Origin of the sequence: Nonlabens sp. Asnod2-A12 (genome assembly GCF_045063745.1) — a bacterium.
Lineage (GTDB): Bacteria > Bacteroidota > Bacteroidia > Flavobacteriales > Flavobacteriaceae > Nonlabens > Nonlabens xylanidelens.
In genome coordinates this window covers 772,046-792,000 of the sequence record NZ_JBEFOB010000003.1, presented here as the reverse complement: position 1 = coordinate 792,000, position 19,955 = coordinate 772,046, and the positions used below count along the sequence as shown (strand labels likewise).

Sequence of the window (19,955 nt, the reverse complement as noted above, 5' to 3'; positions counted from 1 at the left end):
CACTTTGAAAATTCTAAGCGCACAACAACTGGCAGAAGCTGATCTGTCTACAATTAATAAACAACAAATATCTAGTAACGACTTAATGGAGCGTGTGGCAACACTCGTTTTTGAAAGACTCCATCAACGATTAAATGGTGCACCAGTACCTGTAAAAATCTTTTGTGGGATAGGAAATAACGGTGGTGATGGTCTTGCGATAGCTAGACACATGATACAACATGGTTACCATGTAAAAGTTTATGTCACTAATTGTAGTAAAAAAAGGTCTCCAGACTTTTTAGTAAACTATGACCGTATAAAAGATGTGACTAACGAGTGGCCGGTGTTATTGAGCTGTAAAGAAGATTTTCCAGAAATCACACCTCAGGACTTTATTATAGATGCCATCTTTGGTACAGGAATTAATAGACCGGTAGATGGCTGGATGGCAGATTTAATAGTCTATTTAAATAGTGTGAAAGCATTTAAAGTTGCTATCGATATGCCTAGTGGCCTGTATGCAAATACAGCACATAAAACTGATGATACCATCTTACAGGCAGACCATACCTTTACTTTTCAAACGCCTAAACTATCTTTTTTCCTTCCAGAAACCGGTCAGTACACCGGTACTTTTGAGGTGATTAATATAGGGTTAGATCCTGAGTATTTAATGGCAGCAGCGCCAATAGCTCAATTGATTACTAGAGAGGCCGCTCAAAATATGTATCAACCTCGAGAGAAATTTTCTTATAAAGGAGATTATGGTCACGTGTTAACATTTGCTGGTAGTAAAGGTAAGATGGGTGCCGCTGTACTTTGTGCAGGAGCAGCCATAAATGCAGGAGCAGGTAAAGTGACGGCCTATATCCCAGAAGACGGTAATTTTATAATGCAATCTTCTTTGCCAGAGGTAATGACGGTAGAAAGTGATGGTGACGATTATATCACAGATTTTAATAATCCTATTAAGAATGCAGTTTTGTGCATAGGTCCTGGAATAGGTGTGGAGAAGGATACGTGTTCCGCTTTCGCGAAAGCGGTAAAAGAACAATCTACTCCTATGGTTATTGATGCTGACGGAATTCAAATTCTAGCAAAGCATCCAGAATTAATAAAAGATATACCTAAAGATTCTATTTTAACTCCTCACGATGGTGAGCTTAAAAAGTTGATAGGTGAGTGGGATAATAGTTATACAAGGTTAGAAAAAGCACAAGAGTTTTCTAAGAAAAACAATGTAATTCTTGTATTAAAAGGAGCACATACTATTACTGTCGCAGGTTCTGGTCAGTATGTTAACAGTACAGGAAATCCTGGAATGGCAACTGCAGGTAGTGGCGATGTGTTGAGTGGTATTATAGCTTCATTCCTTGCACAAGGATATGACCCACTTACGGCAGCTGCATTCTCTGTGTATTTACATGGAGCCAGTGGCGATCTAGCATCACAAACATATGCACATGAAGGTCTTAAGGCTTCCATAATATCTAATTTTATAGGTTCTAGTATACTCCAGTTATTTAGAAATCCGGCGCAAGAGCAACAAGCGCAACCACAGAGTTAAACTTTTTGTTTAATATTGCCGCAGTCTAAACAGCCCATCATGACACACGAAATTTCTTCAAAACGTTTAAGTTTAAAAGATTTACAGCACATAGTAAATAATGTTACAGCTCTAAAATTATCAGATAACGCTGCACAAGCCGTAAAGGAATGTAGAGATTATTTAGATAAAAACTTTGGCGATACAAATAGCAAACCTACTTACGGTATCAATACAGGATTTGGTTCTTTGTGTAATACCCAGATAGAGAGTGATCAACTAACGCAGTTGCAACATAATCTAATTATGTCACATGCATGTGGGGCAGGAGAAGAGGTTCCAGAAAAGATAGTGAGATTGATGCTTTTTCTTAAAGTTCAAAGTTTAAGCTATGGACATAGTGGAATAAGTATAGCTGTAATACAGAGATTAATTGATTTTTACAATGCAGGAGTGCATCCAGTAGTTTATCAACAAGGTTCTTTAGGAGCATCTGGAGATCTTGCACCACTAGCACATCTTGCTTTACCCTTAATAGGATTAGGAGAGGTTTCTTACCTAGGAAAACGATATACTGGTGCTGAAATCAATGATCTTATGGGATGGGATTCTCTCCAATTACAGTCTAAGGAAGGTCTAGCTCTTATTAATGGTACTCAATTCATGTTAGCTTATGGAGTTTATTTAAGTCTAGAATCTCAAAATCTATGGTACTGGTCACATGTGACTACCGCTATATCTTTAGATGGTTTTTCTTGTAATATGTCACCCTTTGACGAGCGAATTCACTTGATAAGACCACACAAAGGACAGCTTAAGAGTGCTTCCATTATCCGCGATTTATTAGAAGACAGTCAGATAGCGTCTGGTAAAAAAGAGAATGTACAAGATCCTTATAGTTTTAGATGCACACCACAAGTTCATGGTGCTACAAAGGACACACTAGATCATGTTATTAAAACAATAGTGACAGAATGTAACTCAGTTACCGATAATCCTAATGTATTTCCAGAATCTGACACCATTATATCTGGTGGTAATTTTCATGGACAACCACTTGCTCTAGCTCTAGATTTTCTTTCTATAGCAATGAGTGAAATAGCGAGCATTAGTGAGCGTAGAATATTTCAATTAATGAGCGGTACTCGTGGTTTACCACCTTTCTTATGTAATAATGCCGGTTTAAATAGTGGTTTAATGATTATTCAATATACCGCAGCAAGTATAGTAAGTCAGAATAGACATCTTGCAAATCCAGCTTCTACAGATAGTATCGTTAGTTCTAACGGGCAAGAAGATCATGTAAGTATGGGGGCAAATGCTGCAACTAAGGCTTATAAAATAATTGATAATATAAAAACAGTACTTGCCATAGAACTTATAAGTGGTACACAAGCATTAGAATTTCAAGGCAAGAAAACATCTGACTTTTTAGAATCTATAGTTATGCTACTGCGCAGTTCTGTACCTTTTTACGACACGGATAGAGTCATGTATGGAGATATTCAACTAGCTAGAGAGTTAATGGATTCTACAGCTTTGGACCTAGAAATAATAAATTAAGAAAAGAGGTGAACGTTACTATAGTTCACCTCTTTTTTTTAATTGAGTAATTGAGAGTTGGTCCAGTTGATGGCATGTTCTTTATTGAAAAAAGATTGTAGCTTTCCAGGTTTAAAGAACTTACTCTCTAGATCTACAGAGCTTATAATTTGAGAATTGCTCTCCACTATACTTATACTTCTTAAATTTTGATGTTTTGTATTATATAAATGCACCATAGGATCTATGCTGTAACTATTCTCGCGCATACTTATATATCCTAATTTTTGCTCGGTACCATAATGAGCAATAATCTCATCGTTAAGTATGGAGTTAAGAGCCATATTAAAGTGTATACCTTCATTAATTATACCTATAATTATATCTTTATGTAATTCAAATTTTCCGAACCCTAATTCTAAAATATTCATAATTCAATTCTTAAATCGAGGTGCAAATATAAGTGCTTTTTACTATGCGTGCATAATAAAAAATGTAACCAAAGATTAATCGATCAACTACTTAATTGATAGTTTTAAGACCTAAAAAGAGTATGAATATGTCTTTTTCACCTCGTTTTCACTAAAGGATTGCTTATATGTTTTTTCATATTTCATGATAAAAATAACATAAAACAACAGATCATAAAAAAAACGAGTCTTAAGAAATACATCTTAAGACTCGTTTTAAAGAAATTATTTTGAAAATTACTCTGCAGACTGTTCTTCAGATTCTTTTTCAATTTTTATCACTAGTTTATCTTCTTCTTTATCAAAATTCATAAAAATAGAATCACCTTCACTAAGCTGACTGTTTACTATTTCTTCAGCAAGAGCGTCTTCTATATGTTTTTGAATAGCTCTTTTAAGTGGACGTGCACCGTACTCTTTGTCAAAACCTTTTTCTACAATGTAGTCTTTTGCCTCATCACTAAGAGAAAGATTGTACCCTAGACCTTTGATTCTAGTAAATAACTTAGCTAGTTCAATATCTATAATTTTATGAATATCATCTTTTTCTAAAGAGTTGAATACGATTACATCATCTATTCTGTTTAAGAATTCTGGTGCAAAGGTTTTCTTTAATGCTGCTTGTATAACTCCACGAGCGTTGTCGTCTTCGGCCATTTTGCGGGCTGCAGTACCGAATCCTACACCAGACGCACCAAAGTCTTTCAGTTTTCTAGCGCCTACGTTAGAAGTCATTATGATGATAGTATTTCTAAAATCAATTTTTCTTCCTAAACTGTCTGTTAAGAAACCGTCATCAAGAACCTGCAGTAACATATTAAACACGTCAGGATGCGCTTTTTCTATCTCATCTAGAAGTATAACCGCATACGGTTTACGTCTTACTTTTTCAGTAAGCTGTCCACCTTCTTCATAACCTACATATCCTGGAGGTGCTCCTACTAGTCTAGAAATAGCAAATTTCTCCATGTATTCACTCATATCAATACGTATAAGTGAATTCTCAGAATCAAATAATTCGTTTGCTAGAACTTTTGCTAGTTGTGTCTTACCTACACCAGTCTGTCCTAAGAATATGAAAGAACCTATTGGTTTATTAGGGTCTTTTAATCCAGCTCTATTACGTTGTATGGCTTTTACAACTTGTTTCACCGCTTTATCTTGACCTATAACTAGATCTGCAATAGTGCTATTAAGATTACTTAATTTCTTTAACTCTTTAGTAGCGATACGATTAACAGGTATTCCAGTCATCATGCTCACTACTTCGGCAACATTTTCTTCAGTTACCGTGTCTTTATGAAGTTTAGAAGCTTCTTCCCACGCATTTTGCGCTTCTTCCAGCTGTTGTTCTAACTTCTTCTCATCGTCTCTTAATTTTGCAGCTTGTTCATATTTCTGCTTTTTAACGACGTTATTCTTTTCTTTCTTAACATCTTCTAGTTGTTTTTCTATTTCAACTATTTGTTCAGGTACCTCTATATTAGTAATGTGAATACGAGATCCTGCTTCATCAAGCGCATCAATAGCCTTGTCTGGTAGAAAACGATCTGTCATATAGCGATTAGTTAACTTCACACAGGCTTCAATAGCCTCTGGGGTATAAATCACATTATGATGGTCTTCATATTTTGCCTTAATATTATTAAGAATAGTAATAGTTTCTTCAACCGAAGTAGGCTCTACCATTACTTTTTGAAAACGTCTTTCTAGAGCGCCATCCTTTTCAATACTATTTCTATATTCATCTAGAGTAGTGGCTCCTATACATTGCAACTCACCACGAGCAAGTGCAGGTTTAAACATGTTAGATGCGTCTAGAGACCCAGCTGCACCACCAGCGCCTACTATGGTATGAATTTCGTCTATGAAAAGAATGATATCATCATTTTTCTCTAATTCATTCATAACCGCTTTCATGCGCTCTTCAAACTGCCCTCTGTATTTAGTACCAGCAACTAGGCTAGCAAGATCTAGAGTAATAACACGTTTATCATAGAGAATACGAGATACCTTTTTTTGTACGATACGTAAGGCTAGACCTTCGGCTATGGCACTTTTACCTACACCAGGTTCTCCTATTAATAAAGGGTTGTTTTTCTTACGACGACTCAAAATTTGTGAAACACGCTGTATTTCTTCTGTACGACCTACTACAGGATCTAGTTTATCATCCTCGGCCATTCTAGTAAGATCACGACCAAAGTTATCTAGAACCGGAGTTTTAGACTTCTTATTTGTTTTCTTATCGCCAGATGGTGAGAATAAATTCTCTTTACCGCCATCGTGCATTTCTTCTCCTGCGTCATCGTCACTAAATGATTGTGCGCTTACGTCTTCTATATAACCATCTTCTTGTGATAGAATCATTTTAAATTCATCCTTCACATTATCATAGTCTACACTTAGCTTATTTAAAAGTTTTGTAGTTGGGTCATTCTCATTACGTAAAATACATAATAATAGATGAGCCGTATTAATAGATGTGCTTTGAAAAAGTTTTGCTTCTAAAAATGTAGTTTTCAGTGCACGCTCTGCCTGTCGAGTAAGATGCAAATTCTTCTTCTCGTTTACTGCAGCTGTTATATTAGGGTTTGCTGGACTTAATATCTCAACTTTACGGCGCAGGTTATCAAGATCTACCGATAGATTATTTAAAATCTCAATCGCTTTTCCATCTCCATCTCGCAGTAATCCTAACATTAAATGTTCTGTACCTATAAAATCGTGACCTAATCGCAACGCCTCTTCTTTGCTATAGGCGATCACGTCCTTAACTCTTGGTGAAAAATTATCGTCCATATTGCTTCTTTCGTTTAAAAGTATTGAATTTATTCTTTCAAAAAGCATTCCGTAATATAAAAAAGGGTTAATACTTTGTTCGCTTTCGCGAAAGCGTAACATTTACAGTGCTTTACCTTATTATATATACTGATAAAACTTATTCACAGAGAAGGTTTAAAAGTGTTAATAAAAACAGAGCTAAAACCGTATCAACACCTTATTATTACTAGCGATTTCCTTAAATTGCTAGTTGTTAAAATAACTAATTTAATATAATCTGATTTACATGGCAGATGGAGAAAAGTTAATCCCGATTAATATCGAGGATGAAATGAAGTCAGCATACATCGATTACTCGATGTCAGTCATAGTGTCACGTGCACTGCCAGATGTGCGAGATGGACTAAAACCAGTACACAGAAGGGTTCTTTACGGTATGTATGAACTGGGTGTACTTTCTAATAGAGGTTACAAAAAAAGTGCAAGAATAGTAGGTGAGGTACTAGGTAAGTATCACCCACATGGTGATACATCTGTTTACGATACTATGGTGCGTATGGCTCAAGAATGGTCATTGCGTTATATGATGGTAGATGGTCAGGGTAACTTTGGTAGTGTAGATGGTGACCCACCAGCTGCAATGCGTTATACTGAAGCAAAAATGCGCAAGATATCTGAAGAGATGCTTGCTGATATCGATAAAGAAACAGTTGATACACAACTGAATTTTGATGATACCTTATCAGAGCCTACAGTTTTACCTACAAAAATTCCTAATCTTCTTGTTAATGGTGCTAGTGGTATAGCCGTAGGTATGGCGACTAATATGCCTCCTCACAACTTAACTGAAGTCGTGGATGGTACAATTGCCTATATCGAGAATAATGATATTGAGATAGAAGAGTTGATAACGCACATCAAAGCACCAGACTTTCCTACTGGTGGTATCATTTATGGTTATGATGGTGTTAAAGATGCATTTCATACCGGTCGTGGACGTATTAAAATACGTGGTCGTGTAAGAATAGAAGAAGTAAAAGGTCGTGAATGTATAATCGTTGATGAATTACCATACCAGGTAAACAAGGCAGATATGATTAAGAAAACTGCCGACCTTATTAATGATAAAAAGCTAGAAGGTATTGCCTCTATTAGAGATGAGTCTGATAGAAAAGGTATGCGTATCGTTTATGTATTAAAGCGCGATGCTATACCTAATATTGTTATTAATAAACTTTATAAGCATACTGCGCTTCAATCTAGTTTTAGTGTAAATAATATTGCTCTTGTTAATGGTCGTCCTCAATTACTTAATGTAAAAGAGATGATTCACTACTTTGTAGAGCATAGGCATGAAGTAGTAACACGTAGAACAGAATATGAACTACGCAAGGCTGAAGAAAGAGCACATATTTTAGAAGGATTAATTATTGCTAGTGATAACATCGATGAGGTTATTGCTTTAATAAGATCTAGTAAAAATGGTGAAGAGGCTCGTGGGAAGTTAATCGAGAGATTTGAACTTTCAGAAATTCAGGCACGTGCTATTGTTGAAATGCGTCTTAGACAATTAACTGGTCTAGAGCAGGATAAGTTGCGTAACGAGTACAGTGAGTTAATGGAAACTATTGCTGACTTAAAAGATATTCTTGCAAAGAAAGAACGTCGTATGCAAATTATCAAAGATGAACTTATTGAAGTTCAAGAGAAATTTGGTGATGAGCGTCGTTCAAAAATTGAATATGCTGGTGGTGATCTAAGTATAGAGGACATGATCCCAGATGAGCAGGTAGTTATAACTATATCTCATGCTGGTTACATTAAAAGAACAAGCCTTACAGAATATAAAACACAAAACCGTGGTGGAGTAGGTCAAAAAGCAAGTACTACTAGAGATGAAGATTTCTTAGTAGATCTATTTGTGGGGACTAATCACCAGTACATGTTATTCTTTACTGAAAAAGGTAAGTGTTTCTGGATGCGAGTTTATGAAATTCCTGAAGGTAGTAAAACCTCTAAAGGTCGTGCTATTCAAAACCTTATTAACATTGAACAAGATGATAATGTTAAGGCAGTAATTTGTACTCAGGATATTAAAGATAAAGAATACATTAATAGTCATTTTGTGATTATGTGTACAAAGAAAGGTGTGGTTAAGAAAACATCTTTAGAACAATATTCTAGACCAAGATCAAACGGTATTAATGCTATTACCGTTAGAGATGGAGATACACTTTTAGAAGCAAAACTAACCACTGGAGACAGTCATGTTATGTTAGGTTTAAAGAGTGGTAAAGCTATACGTTTTGACGAGTCTAAAACAAGACCTATGGGTAGAAATGCCAGTGGTGTAAGAGGTATTAGATTATCTGACGACGAGGACGAGGTAATAGGAATGGTTGCTGTAAACGATATGGATTCTAATATTCTTGTTGTTTCAGAAAAAGGATATGGAAAACGTTCTAGCCTAGATGATTATCGTGAGACTAATCGTGGTGGTAAAGGTGTTAAAACTATATCGGTTACTGAAAAAACAGGTGGTCTAGTAGCGCTTAAAAATGTGAATGATAAAGATGGTCTTATGATTATCAATAAATCAGGAGTAGCTATACGTATGAATGTCGCAGATTTAAGAGTAATGGGACGTGCGACACAAGGTGTCCGTCTTATTAATCTTAAAGGAAATGATTCTATTGCAGCCGTTGCAAAGGTGGTAAAGGATGAAGATGAAGAAGAGATAGAGTCTGATGAAAGCGTAATTGCCGCTCAAGAAGATGGAACAGATCTTGAAGTAGATGATAGCGAAGAATAAATTCAAAATATTATTATGAAATTTAAATTAACAATAACTTTTCTAGCAATAGCCTCTATGGCTGTTGCTCAGAAAAAGGAGATTAAGAAAATTACTAAGGCAGTAGAAAAAGGAGAATTCAGCAAAGCACAGGAATTATTTAATTCTATAGATGAGAATTCTGTAGAAGCAGAATACGCAGGAGCTTATCAATTTTTCAAAGGTGCAAATTATATGGACCTTTCAGGTGGACAGCCAGTAAATCTTGATGATTTGCGTAAAGCAGAGTCTGCTATCGCAAAGTCTAAAGAATTGGGTTATTCGAACTTGAAGTTTGAGCCAATTTTAGAAAATTTAATTCTCAAAAGTAAGCTTCAAATTGCAAATGATAAAGTAGCTAGTGGTGATGCAGATATGGCGTTGAAACTGGTAGATGAGTTGTATGAAAGTAATCCAGAGAATTTAGATATGCTTTATAATGCAGGTAATCTTGCTTATAGTAGTTCTAAATTTGATGTGGCTTTAGAAAAATATTCATCACTTTTAGAAAAAGGATATACAGGAGTAAAAACTACTTATGTAGCGACTAATTTAAATGGTGTAGTGGAGCAATTTTCTAATGAAAAAGTGAGAGATTATTCGGTAAAAGCAAAAACTCATACAAATCCTGCTTTAGAAAAAAGTAATTCTAATTTAGGTGATATTGTTCTTAAAACGGTATGGTTACATGTGAATAAAGAGGACAAGGTTAAGGCAAAAGAGGTTTATGAAACAGCTCTTAATGCTCATCCTAACGATCAGTCTCTTAAGTTAGTTAAGCCAGATGTATTATTAACTTTAGGAATGATGGAGGAGTACAAAGAAGCTATAGAGAATATGGACTCTGATATAACTGATCCTAAGGTTTTTGATAATCTAGGAGCTGCGGCAATAGAGAAAAAGAATTATGAAAGTGCAATACGTTACTTTAAATCTAGCCTTAAGTTAGAGTCTAAAAACTATTATGCTTTAGTAAATTTATCGAATGCTTATCTAGAAACAGGCAATTTAGAGACGACAACTGCTGCAGAGCAAAAGGAGTTTTATACTCAAGCGGTTTCTTATTTAGAAAAGGCACATGATTTAAAGCCAGAGGATAAAGGTGTGATGGCAACCTTAGTTAGTCTGTATGACTTTTTAGGTATGACAGATAAGTCTGCACAAATTAAATCTAAGATGTAAGTATTTATAACGCTTTTGCGAAAGCGGAATAGAAAAAAAAGCTCTTGATTTATTCAAGAGCTTTTTTATTTATATTATTTTCTTAATAACTCTCAACTTGTGAGTATGAATGTTTTCTTCAATATTAAAAATACCACTCTGGTCTAAGCGATCTATTCTTACTTTACCATGAGCATGTATGATATAATTATCACTCATTATTATTCCAACGTGTGTAATTTTACCTTCATTATTATCAAAAAAAGCAAGGTCGCCTGGTTCAGCTTCTTCTATAAAGCTCAACACTTCACCTTGTGTAGCTTGCTGGCTAGCATCTCTTAATAGGTCAAAACCACTTAGTCTATATATTAACTGAGTAAAACCACTACAGTCTATGCCTAGTGGTGTCCTGCCGCCCCATAAATAAGGAGTGTTAAGAAATAATAAAGCGTTATTGATAAGGTTAGAACTACCAAGTATAACTGTGTTTATGTCGTTTTGAAAAGTGTCTTTTAATAACGATGTGGAGCTTACTTGAGCACCTATGGTTAGTGTGCTCAATGTTTTGTCCTCATGTGTTAAATGAGATATTAAATCTTTAGAATAAAATTTTGAGTGCTTTACAAAGTGTTGGTATTGTTCAGATTCAATTTCTTTGAACTGTTTGTTATCAATCCAGCCTTCATAATTATCATGAGCAAGTCTAATTTTAGACCATTTCTTTCTTTTTTCTAATACCTTAAATAATTCTCCATAGAGAACTTGTGATACCATCTCGCTGGCATCACTAGTTTCTAACCTTAAAGGAGCAATAGAAATCGGACAGACACCGTATCTCATAGATTCTTAACTTACGATTGTATCACGATTGCACTTGCGCCACCGCCACCATTACAGATAGCTGCAGCGCCTATCTTTCCTTTCTCTTGTCTTAAGACACTCATGAGTGTCGTTACTATTCTAGCACCACTACAACCTAGAGGATGTCCTAAAGAAACAGCACCACCGTATACATTTACATTACTGTCATTAAGACCTAATATTTTCATGTTAGCTAAGCCTACTACAGCAAATGCTTCATTAAATTCAAAGTAATCTACATCACTTATAGCTACACCTGCTTTATTAAGAGCTTTAGGAAGCGCTTTGGCAGGAGCTGTTGTAAAATATTTAGGCTCTTGTGCAGCATCAGCATAACCTATTATAGTTGCTAGTGCAGTTAATCCTAATTCATTTGCTTTTTCTTCACTCATTAAAACTAGTGCTGCGGCACCATCGTTAATAGTAGAGGCGTTTGCTGCAGTTACAGTACCGTCTTTAGAAAAAGCAGGTCGCAATGCAGGTATTTTTTCCATTTTTACATTAGAAAACTCCTCGTCTGTATCGACTATTACATCGTCTCCTCTTCTTTGTGGAACAGCTACTGGTACAACTTCGTCGTTAAACTTACCAGATTCCCATGCAGCTTTAGAGCGTTCATAAGATTGTATGGCAAATTCATCTTGGTCTTCACGAGTAAAACTGTGGTCTGTTGCGCATAGGTCAGCACAAGTTCCCATAGCTTCTTGACTGTATGCGTCAACTAGTCCGTCTTTTTGCATACCGTCTACTAGAGTAGTTGGTCCAAATTTTTGACCATTTCTCATATGTACATAATGTGGTATCATGCTCATGTTTTCCATTCCTCCGGCAATAACGATATCGTTATCTCCTAAGGCAATAGATTGAGCAGCCATCATAATAGTCTTCATTCCACTTGCACAAACCTTATTGATAGTAGATGCTGGTGTGTCTATAGATATTCCTGCTCCTAATGCTGCCTGTCTAGCTGGAGCTTGTCCAGTACCTGCTTGCACTACGTTACCCATTAATACCTCGTCTACAAGGTTGGGCTCCAAAGAAATTTTATCTAGTGCACCTTTAATAGCTACAGATCCTAGTTTTGTGGCTGGAACTGATGATAATTTCCCCATAAAACTTCCTATAGGAGTTCTTGCATAAGATACTATAACTACTTTTTTCATGTCTTGATTTTTATACTGCAAAAATAATGAATTTAATAAGTAATTTAGGTCTAACTGGTCTACCAAACACTCATTTGTGTGACTATATTAATGGTTTATTAAAACTATAGTCGTTAATTTGTCTTCTTTGCATCACGTAATGAATAGATTGTACAATTATCAAAGTCTTGTTTATAAAATCATTTTACTATGTTTTTGTACAGCATTGACTGTTTATGTGTTTCCTAATAATAATCGTTTTAAATATGATTATAACCAGGGTGAACCATGGGATTATGAGACTCTATACGCTCCCTTTTCCTTTCCTATAGAAAAAGGAGAACAAGCTTTATTGTTAGAACAACAAGCAGTTTCTGCTAAGACGCCACGTTATTTTAAAGTAGACAATAATATTAAAGATAAGGTTTATAATAAGTGGTTATCAAAATATAATCCTAGTACCGATTCTTTAAATAGCGATGAGTATAAGCTTCTTTTAAAGGATGTGAAATCTATATTAAATAAGTTGTACAAAGTCGGTTATCTTGAAGTTCCATTAGATCTTGATGATAATCAGCCTGTTGTTTTAACTGCAAATAATGAAGTGATATCTTCCAGTTATGGTAATATTTATTTACCAAATGAGCTAAGCGATTTAATAAGTAGTAAAAATCTTCTAACTAGTAATCCAAGTTTAAATAAAACAGTTTTATTATCTAGCCTACTTAGTTCTATTGAGTCTAATGTTGTTTTTGATAAAGAATTAACTGACATAGCTATAAAGGAAGAATTAAGCAAGATTTTAACTACCAGAGGCTTAGTTACTCAAGGTGCTCGTATTATCGCTCAAGGCGAAATAGTGGAAGGGCAAAAGCTCTTAATATTAAATACATTAAATAATACCTATAAATCACAAACTTGGACAGATTCCCAGTATAATTGGAAGCTTACCGGTTATATTATTTTAGTAGGTATGGCATATGCAATGCTGTTATTGTTCTTATGGAGGTATCGTCAAGATATTTTTTCTAATTTCAGGAAGTTGTTTTTTATATTTTTTAATGTTGGATTAATTGTAGTATTAACAGCGACAGTAGTCAATATTAATGTAGAGTACATATATGTAGTTCCTGTATGTATTCTTCCTCTAGTACTTAAAGCTTTTTTTGATGCTAGATTGGGTTTGTTTACTCATGTGGTAACTATTTTTATCTTAAGTTTTATAGTACCTAATAGTGATGAGTATCTTTTTCTTCAAATGATGTCAGGTATAGTGACAATTCTCTCAGGTAAGGAAATATATAAAAGAGCAAATCTATTTCTGACTGTTGCACAGATAATTGGAGTGTATTTTGTATCTTATTTTGCTTTTTATGCAATAAATCAAGGAGGTATTGTAGGATGGGAATGGGGGCGTTTAGGTTACTTTGTCCTGTGTGGTTTGGCAATGCTGTTTGTTTGGCCTCTTATTTACATATTTGAGAAAATATTTGGATTGGTAAGTGATGTTTCTTTGTTAGAGCTTAGTGATACTAATTCACGACTTCTTAAAGAACTATCTAATAAAGCTCCTGGAACTTTTCACCATTCTTTAAATGTGGCAAATATTGCCGAAACCATAGCTAATGAAATAGGAGCAAATGCAATGCTAGTTAGGGTAGGAGCGCTTTATCACGATATAGGTAAAATGAAGAATCCAACCTATTTCACCGAAAATCAAGGAAGCGGTATTAATCCACACAATGATTTAGATCCAGAAGATAGCGCTAGAATTATTATAGATCATACCATTAATGGTATAGAAATCGCTCGTAAATACAACTTGCCAGATAGAATTATAGATTTTATTAGAACACACCACGGAGATAGTTTGGTGTATTATTTCTATTCCAAAGCAAAAGAGGATAATCCCGACGTAGATAAAGATAGCTTTAGATATCCAGGTCCTAGACCATTTAGTCAAGAAACTGCTATACTTATGATTTCAGATAGTGTAGAGGCAGCTTCAAAAAGTTTAAAGAATCCTACTTCTATTAAGATAGACAATTTAGTAGATAAGATTATAGAGGGACAAGTGGATAGCGGTCAGTTCTTAAATGCAAATATTACTTTTAAACAGATTGAATTGATTAAAGCAGTGATTAAAAAGAAGTTAGCTAGTATTTATCATGTTAGAATAGAATATCCAGAATAATTTTTGAAAAAAAAGTTCTTTTTATTTGTGAGAAACAGAAAGTAGACTTAAATTTGCAACCGCTTACGGAAACGAAGCGAGTTCATTAACATATTAGGAGAGGTGCCAGAGTGGTAATGGAGCAGATTGCTAATCTGTCGACGGGCAACCGTCGCCAGGGTTCGAGTCCCTGTCTCTCCGCAAAATTAACCTCTTTAATATTTGAATTTAGGTATTAATATACAAGGTTAGTACATCAGAACCGAAACTGATATAAATAAAAATCGGGGTGTAGCGTAGCCCGGTCATCGCGCCTCGTTTGGGACGAGGAGGTCGCAGGTTCGAATCCTGCCACCCCGACTAAAAGTCGTAAGGCTTTTGTAATTACCGTTTTCATCTTACGATGAAAACGGTTTTTTTGTTTTATAGGGTAGGACTTCTCTTTTTATCTTAGATAATTTTCACTTTTATCGATGCTTTTTTTCTTCCAGTTTATTTAATTTTCACCATTCTAGTTTGTTTTAAATAAGTTGATTCTACGGAATTCTTATTTAATTAGGAACATCTTTTTTTTTACATATGTATCGTGAGCCTTACTTGATGCTTTAGGTGTATCTGTATTTGTGGTGATTGTATTGAAGAATTTATTAAATTGATAATGATATTTAATAATTGTTTCATATTACAAAAGTTGCAATTAATGTAAATTGCATAAAACAATAAATTATATGCAAAGAGACCTTCAAAACCTGCGTAAATCATACGACAAAGATGCTTTGCTAGAGACTATACTGCCTGCTAGCCCTTATGAATTATTTGACTCTTGGTTTCAAGATGCAAAAGATAATATTCAAGTGGATGAAGCAAATGCAATGAGTCTTTGTACATTAGGTGTAGACGGCTTTCCTAAATCTCGTATTGTTCTGCTTAAAGAAATAGTCGATAAAAAGTTCCTTTTTTATTCTAACTATTCTTCAGAAAAAGGAATGGCAATGGATGCTTATAATAAAGTTAGTTTACATTTCTTCTGGCCTTCATTAGAAAGACAAATTGTAATAAAAGCAAACGTTACAAAAGTTTCTAGAGAAAAATCGTTATCTTATTTTAGATCTAGACCTAGAGGAAGCCAGATAGGAGCATGGGCAAGCAGTCAAAGTAATTCAATTTCATCTAGAGAAGAGTTAGAAAAACAATTATTGCATTTTGAACAAAAATTTGATGGAGTTGATGTTCCATTGCCAGATTTCTGGGGTGGCTATTCTTGTGACGCTTTAACTTTTGAGTTTTGGCAAGGAAGACCCAATAGACTTCATGACCGTATTTTATATGAAAAGTTAGAAGAGAATTGGTCGTTTAAAAGATTACAGCCTTAATGAAAAAACTAATTGTAATACGTCATGGCAAGTCCTCATGGGAGCTGCAAGTTAGAGATCACGATAGGGTACTCACTCAACGTGGTATAGAAGATGCACACCTTATAGGTAAAGCGTTGAAAACAGCTCAAATAAATCCAGATTTGGTCTGGACCAGCACAGCGGCTAGAGCTTTGCAAACGGCTACATTAGTTACTGAGTATATGGATTATCAATTAAGTACTCTTAAATTGAAACGAGATTTGTATACTTTTAATGCGCAAGAGTTGTTAGAAGTAATATCCACTTGTGACGATAGTGTAGAGACTTTAGTTATATTTAGTCATAATAATGGAATAACTGATTTAGTAAATTTACTGGGTACTACTAGATTTGATAATGTTCCTACCGCTGGAGTAGTTGCTATAGATTTTGAGACTAATTCATGGAAATCTTTAGAAAAAGGAAGTACTAAGTTTCACATATTCCCGAAATTAATAAGATGAACCAATACTATAATAGAGAATTAAGCTGGCTGCGATTTAATGCTAGAGTTTTACAAGAGGCTAGTGATAAAAAAGTACCACTTATTGAACGTTTAAGGTTCTTAGGTATATTCTCAAATAATCTAGATGAGTTCTTTAAGGTGCGTTATGCGACTATACAGCGCATTCAAAGAGCAGGTAAAAATGCTACAAAATCACTAGGTGGGATTACAGCTGAAGAGTTATTACAGAAGATTAACGAGATGGTTATTGTTGACCAGGCACGTAGTTTTAATGTCCTTGCAGAGCTTGAAGAAGAACTAAAACATGAGAGTATTATTATAGTGGATGAAACTGAGGTGCTTACCGAGCACGAGAGTTTTATTAGGAATTATTTTAATGATAAAATTAGTCCGGCTATAAGTACGATAATGATTAACGATCATGTAGATTTCCCTCATTTAAGAGATGGATTCGGATATCTCGCTGTGCGTATGGTTATGACAGATGAAAGTATAAGGTATGCCCTAATAGAAAAGCCTAAGTACCTAAATAGATTTGTCGTACTACCTCAAATAGAAGGTGATGATAAGCAATATATCATATTAATTGATGACTTGATAAGGCATCGTATGCATTACATCTTTAATATTTTTGATTATAAAGAGATAGAAGCTCATATGATTAAGGTAACACTAGATGCAGAGTTAGATATGGAGTTAGATCTTAAAAAGAGTCTATTAGAAAAAATACGTCGCAGTGTTCACGATCGTAAAGACGGTGATCCTGTGCGCTTTGTATATGATAGGAATATACATGAAGATACACTGACTCTTATCAAAGATAAATTACAAATTGATAATAATGATAGCATTATACCAGGCGGTCGTTATCACAATAGAAGAGATTATCTTAAATTTCCAAGTCTAGGAAGAACAGATTTACTCTATGAGAAATTGCCGGCATTGCCTATTAAAGATGTTAAGATTCGAGGTTCTTTATTAGAAAGAATTGCTCAAAAAGATATTCTTCAATATACGCCTTACCACACATTTTCAAATACAACTAAATTTTTAAGAGAAGCAGCTCTAGATCCTAAAGTGAGAACCATAAAGATAACGATCTATAGACTGGCTGAAGTTTCTCAAATTGCTGGTTCACTTATCAACGCTGTTAAAAACGGTAAAAAAGTAACCGTTTCTATTGAGCTACAAGCCAGGTTTGATGAACAAGCAAATATTAATTATGCAGAGTTGATGCAGGAAGAAGGTGTGCGTATGATATTCGGTGTACCTGGTTTAAAAGTACACTGTAAAGCATGTTGTATAACGAGAGAAGAAGAAGGTAAAATTTCTAGATATGGATTCATTTCCACAGGTAATTTTAATGAATCTACAGCAGGAATTTATACCGATTACACTTTGTTTACTGCAAATCGTAAGATTTTAAAAGAAGTAGAACGTGTTTTTGATTTCTTTGAAGTTAATTATAAGCAACATAGGTATAAACATCTACTAGTTTCTCCTAACTATCTTAGAAATGGAATTGAACGTTTAGTACGTCGTGAGATCGCTTTCGCGAAAGCGGGAAAACCAGCAAAAATACGTGCCAAAGTAAATTCTTTCTCAGATTTAAAAATGATAGACTTGTTCTATGAAGCTTCTAATGCAGGAGTGAAAATAGAATTAATAATACGCGGTATATGTTGTTTAATTCCTGGTGTTAAAGGAATGAGCGAAAATATTAAAGTAATCAGTGTTGTTGATAGATTCCTAGAACACCCACGTGTTTATAGATTTTATAATCAAGGCGAAAACGACCTATATATCTCTAGTGCAGATTTTATGGCGCGTAATTTAGATAGTAGGGTAGAGATAGCTTGTCCTATTTATGACGAAGATATCAAGAAGGAGATTATAGAAACCATGGATATATGCTGGAGTGATAATGTAAAAGCGAGAGAGATTTGTGCTGACCAGCTTAATAATTATGTCACTAACGACGATAAGCCTGTTCGATCACAATATGCAACATATCAATATTATAAAAATCAAATTACAGATTAATGGCGTTTGAAATTAAAAAATATGGAGCGATAGATATAGGTTCTAATGCAATAAGGTTATTGATAGCTACAGTAACTCTCTATAATGACGAGCCGCCTGTATTCAAGAAAACGAGTCTAGTTAGGGTACCTATAAGATTGGGACAAGATGTTTTTGTTAACGGAAAGATATCTCAAGAGAACATTGATAGAATGGTAGATTCTATGAAGTCATATCAGTTATTAATGGGTGTCCACAAGGTGAAAACGTATAAAGCATATGCCACTAGTGCAATGAGGGAAGCGCTAAATGGTACAGATGTCGTTGCAAAAATTAAGGCAGAATCAGGTATCAATATAGAGATTATAGATGGCTCTCATGAGGCTGCAATTATAGCTATGACCGATTTACATGCTGTTATTGATCAAGAAAAGGTGTATTTATATGTAGATGTGGGTGGAGGTAGTACAGAATTTACTCTATTTGCCTATGGTAAAGAGATTGTTTCAAAATCTTTTAAAATAGGTACGGTCAGATTGCTTAATGATATGGTAAGTAAATCTTTGTGGGACGAGGCAGAAGGCTGGATTAAAAAAATAACTAATGCATATGATCATATAGATCTTATAGGGTCTGGTGGGAACATAAATAATATATTTAAAAGTAGTGGTAAAAGAGTGGGCAAGCCTATTTCTTATTTTTATCTAGTAAATTATTATGAGCAATTGCAAAATTATAATTATGAAGAGCGCGTTTATCATCTTAATTTAAATCATGATAGAGCTGATGTAATAATACCTGCCTGTCGCATATATCTACGTGCTATGAAGTGGAGTAAGGCAAAAAATATTTATGTTCCTAAAATAGGATTAACAGATGGTATTATTAAATCGATTTTTAATGCAGATAATCGATAATCTCAAACGTTTACATGTTTAATTTATTACTTTAGAATATAGTTAGATTAACTTTGACAATTAAATATTTAAAAATGAAAAAATTTTTACTATTAGTTAGCATTATTTTTTGTGGAGCTACGGCTACTGCTCAAAGATCTCAAGACGTTTTTTATGGATTTCGTTTAGGTGCAAATTATTCAACCCTTTCAGGAGGTAATGAAAAGTGGGATGATATAGATAGTAGAGTAGGGCTTCATGCAAGTTTTTTTGCACAAGTAGCTTTGAGTGATAGCTTTTCTTTACAGCCAGAATTAGGTGTGTCTGCCTTGGGTGTAAATGAAAAAGAGTTAAGACTTGAAAATGGAGATAATGTACAGTTAAAAACAAACTGGTTACAAGTGTCGGTTCTAGCTAGATTAGACTTAGGACGTCGTTTATTCATTTTGTTAGGACCTCAAGCAGGTGTTAATGTAACAGAGAGAGATAATAACGATTATTATAACTATGACTTTGCTGCAGTAGGTGGTATAGGTTATAAGATGGATGAAAACTGGGCAGTAGATGTACGTTATGGTTATGGGCTTTCTAATATCTTTGATAGAGAATTTGCAGAATTAGAAGATGCAAACAACAGATGGTTTCAACTAGGGGTTTCTTATAAATTATAAGTTACACTTCTGTAT

The 19,955-nt window shown here is 34.6% G+C and carries 14 protein-coding genes and 2 tRNA genes; 12 read left to right on the top strand and 4 right to left on the bottom strand.

The window, feature by feature from the left end:
- Positions 1–4 precede the first annotated feature (4 nt).
- Complete coding sequence (locus ACJJVJ_RS03655) at positions 5–1,549, top strand: NAD(P)H-hydrate dehydratase (protein WP_405369057.1); 1,545 nt, start codon at positions 5–7, stop codon at positions 1,547–1,549.
- A 39-nt stretch (positions 1,550–1,588) separates the two neighbouring features.
- On the top strand, positions 1,589–3,091 hold the full coding sequence (gene hutH / locus ACJJVJ_RS03650) for a histidine ammonia-lyase (protein WP_405369055.1): 1,503 nt from the start codon (positions 1,589–1,591) through the stop codon (positions 3,089–3,091).
- A gap of 38 nt (positions 3,092–3,129) precedes the next feature.
- Here the strand turns inward: hutH and ACJJVJ_RS03645 are convergent, their stop codons facing one another.
- Together ACJJVJ_RS03645 and ACJJVJ_RS03640 are read right to left on the bottom strand one after the other, a co-directional pair.
- Positions 3,130–3,501, bottom strand: coding sequence for a hypothetical protein (locus ACJJVJ_RS03645; RefSeq protein ID WP_104516291.1), 372 nt, complete (start codon positions 3,499–3,501; stop codon positions 3,130–3,132).
- A gap of 276 nt (positions 3,502–3,777) precedes the next feature.
- Positions 3,778–6,342 (bottom strand): ATP-dependent Clp protease ATP-binding subunit, encoded by a 2,565-nt coding sequence (locus tag ACJJVJ_RS03640; protein WP_405369054.1) that lies wholly within the window; start codon positions 6,340–6,342, stop codon positions 3,778–3,780.
- A 268-nt stretch (positions 6,343–6,610) separates the two neighbouring features.
- Here ACJJVJ_RS03640 and gyrA point away from each other — a divergent pair, with 268 nt between their 5' ends.
- Together gyrA and ACJJVJ_RS03630 are read left to right on the top strand one after the other, a co-directional pair.
- Positions 6,611–9,136 (top strand): DNA gyrase subunit A, encoded by a 2,526-nt coding sequence (gyrA, locus tag ACJJVJ_RS03635; RefSeq protein WP_104516292.1) that lies wholly within the window; start codon positions 6,611–6,613, stop codon positions 9,134–9,136.
- Positions 9,137–9,151: 15 nt separating this feature from the next.
- On the top strand, positions 9,152–10,336 hold the full coding sequence (locus tag ACJJVJ_RS03630; RefSeq protein WP_405369052.1) for a tetratricopeptide repeat protein: 1,185 nt from the start codon (positions 9,152–9,154) through the stop codon (positions 10,334–10,336).
- Between the two features lie 69 nt (positions 10,337–10,405).
- Here ACJJVJ_RS03630 and ACJJVJ_RS03625 read toward each other — a convergent pair whose 3' ends face one another.
- A complete protein-coding gene (locus tag ACJJVJ_RS03625) occupies positions 10,406–11,155 on the bottom strand; it encodes an NlpC/P60 family protein (protein ID WP_405369051.1) in 750 nt (249 codons plus the stop codon).
- A gap of 11 nt (positions 11,156–11,166) precedes the next feature.
- Positions 11,167–12,339, bottom strand: a complete 1,173-nt coding sequence (locus ACJJVJ_RS03620) for an acetyl-CoA C-acyltransferase (protein ID WP_405369049.1) — start codon at positions 12,337–12,339, stop codon at positions 11,167–11,169.
- A gap of 139 nt (positions 12,340–12,478) precedes the next feature.
- Here ACJJVJ_RS03620 and ACJJVJ_RS03615 point away from each other — a divergent pair, with 139 nt between their 5' ends.
- From ACJJVJ_RS03615 to ACJJVJ_RS03580, 8 genes are all read left to right on the top strand, one after another.
- Entirely contained in the window at positions 12,479–14,512 is a 2,034-nt protein-coding gene (locus tag ACJJVJ_RS03615; RefSeq protein ID WP_405369047.1) for an HD family phosphohydrolase, read from the top strand.
- Between the two features lie 96 nt (positions 14,513–14,608).
- Positions 14,609–14,692, top strand: a tRNA-Ser gene (locus ACJJVJ_RS03610).
- An 84-nt stretch (positions 14,693–14,776) separates the two neighbouring features.
- Positions 14,777–14,851: transfer RNA gene (locus ACJJVJ_RS03605), tRNA-Pro, on the top strand.
- A 368-nt stretch (positions 14,852–15,219) separates the two neighbouring features.
- Positions 15,220–15,864: a pyridoxamine 5'-phosphate oxidase gene (gene pdxH / locus ACJJVJ_RS03600; RefSeq protein ID WP_405369045.1), complete on the top strand. Its 645-nt coding sequence runs from the start codon at positions 15,220–15,222 to the stop codon at positions 15,862–15,864.
- Positions 15,864–16,349 (top strand): SixA phosphatase family protein, encoded by a 486-nt coding sequence (locus tag ACJJVJ_RS03595; RefSeq protein ID WP_405369044.1) that lies wholly within the window; start codon positions 15,864–15,866, stop codon positions 16,347–16,349. Before pdxH ends, ACJJVJ_RS03595 begins: the two co-directional genes overlap by 1 nt.
- Positions 16,346–18,394: a polyphosphate kinase 1 gene (gene ppk1 / locus ACJJVJ_RS03590; protein WP_405369042.1), complete on the top strand. Its 2,049-nt coding sequence runs from the start codon at positions 16,346–16,348 to the stop codon at positions 18,392–18,394. Before ACJJVJ_RS03595 ends, ppk1 begins: the two co-directional genes overlap by 4 nt.
- Positions 18,394–19,290, top strand: a complete 897-nt coding sequence (locus ACJJVJ_RS03585) for a Ppx/GppA phosphatase family protein (protein WP_405369040.1) — start codon at positions 18,394–18,396, stop codon at positions 19,288–19,290. The genes ppk1 and ACJJVJ_RS03585 overlap by 1 nt, the downstream gene beginning before the upstream one ends.
- Positions 19,291–19,364: 74 nt before the next feature.
- On the top strand, positions 19,365–19,940 hold the full coding sequence (locus ACJJVJ_RS03580) for a porin family protein (protein WP_104516308.1): 576 nt from the start codon (positions 19,365–19,367) through the stop codon (positions 19,938–19,940).
- Positions 19,941–19,955 lie beyond the last annotated feature (15 nt).

Bases quoted from the DNA above. Each gene is read 5' to 3' on its own strand.
- hutH (WP_405369055.1), top strand. From the start codon at position 1,589: ATGACACACGAAATTTCTTCAAAACGTTTAAGTTTAAAAGATTTACAG.
- ACJJVJ_RS03645 (WP_104516291.1), bottom strand. From the start codon at position 3,501: ATGAATATTTTAGAATTAGGGTTCGGAAAATTTGAATTACATAAAGAT.
- ACJJVJ_RS03640 (WP_405369054.1), bottom strand. From the start codon at position 6,342: ATGGACGATAATTTTTCACCAAGAGTTAAGGACGTGATCGCCTATAGC.
- gyrA (WP_104516292.1), top strand. From the start codon at position 6,611: ATGGCAGATGGAGAAAAGTTAATCCCGATTAATATCGAGGATGAAATG.
- ACJJVJ_RS03630 (WP_405369052.1), top strand. From the start codon at position 9,152: ATGAAATTTAAATTAACAATAACTTTTCTAGCAATAGCCTCTATGGCT.
- ACJJVJ_RS03625 (WP_405369051.1), bottom strand. From the start codon at position 11,155: ATGAGATACGGTGTCTGTCCGATTTCTATTGCTCCTTTAAGGTTAGAA.
- ACJJVJ_RS03620 (WP_405369049.1), bottom strand. From the start codon at position 12,339: ATGAAAAAAGTAGTTATAGTATCTTATGCAAGAACTCCTATAGGAAGT.
- ACJJVJ_RS03615 (WP_405369047.1), top strand. From the start codon at position 12,479: ATGAATAGATTGTACAATTATCAAAGTCTTGTTTATAAAATCATTTTA.
- pdxH (WP_405369045.1), top strand. From the start codon at position 15,220: ATGCAAAGAGACCTTCAAAACCTGCGTAAATCATACGACAAAGATGCT.
- ACJJVJ_RS03595 (WP_405369044.1), top strand. From the start codon at position 15,864: ATGAAAAAACTAATTGTAATACGTCATGGCAAGTCCTCATGGGAGCTG.
- ppk1 (WP_405369042.1), top strand. From the start codon at position 16,346: ATGAACCAATACTATAATAGAGAATTAAGCTGGCTGCGATTTAATGCT.
- ACJJVJ_RS03585 (WP_405369040.1), top strand. From the start codon at position 18,394: ATGGCGTTTGAAATTAAAAAATATGGAGCGATAGATATAGGTTCTAAT.
- ACJJVJ_RS03580 (WP_104516308.1), top strand. From the start codon at position 19,365: ATGAAAAAATTTTTACTATTAGTTAGCATTATTTTTTGTGGAGCTACG.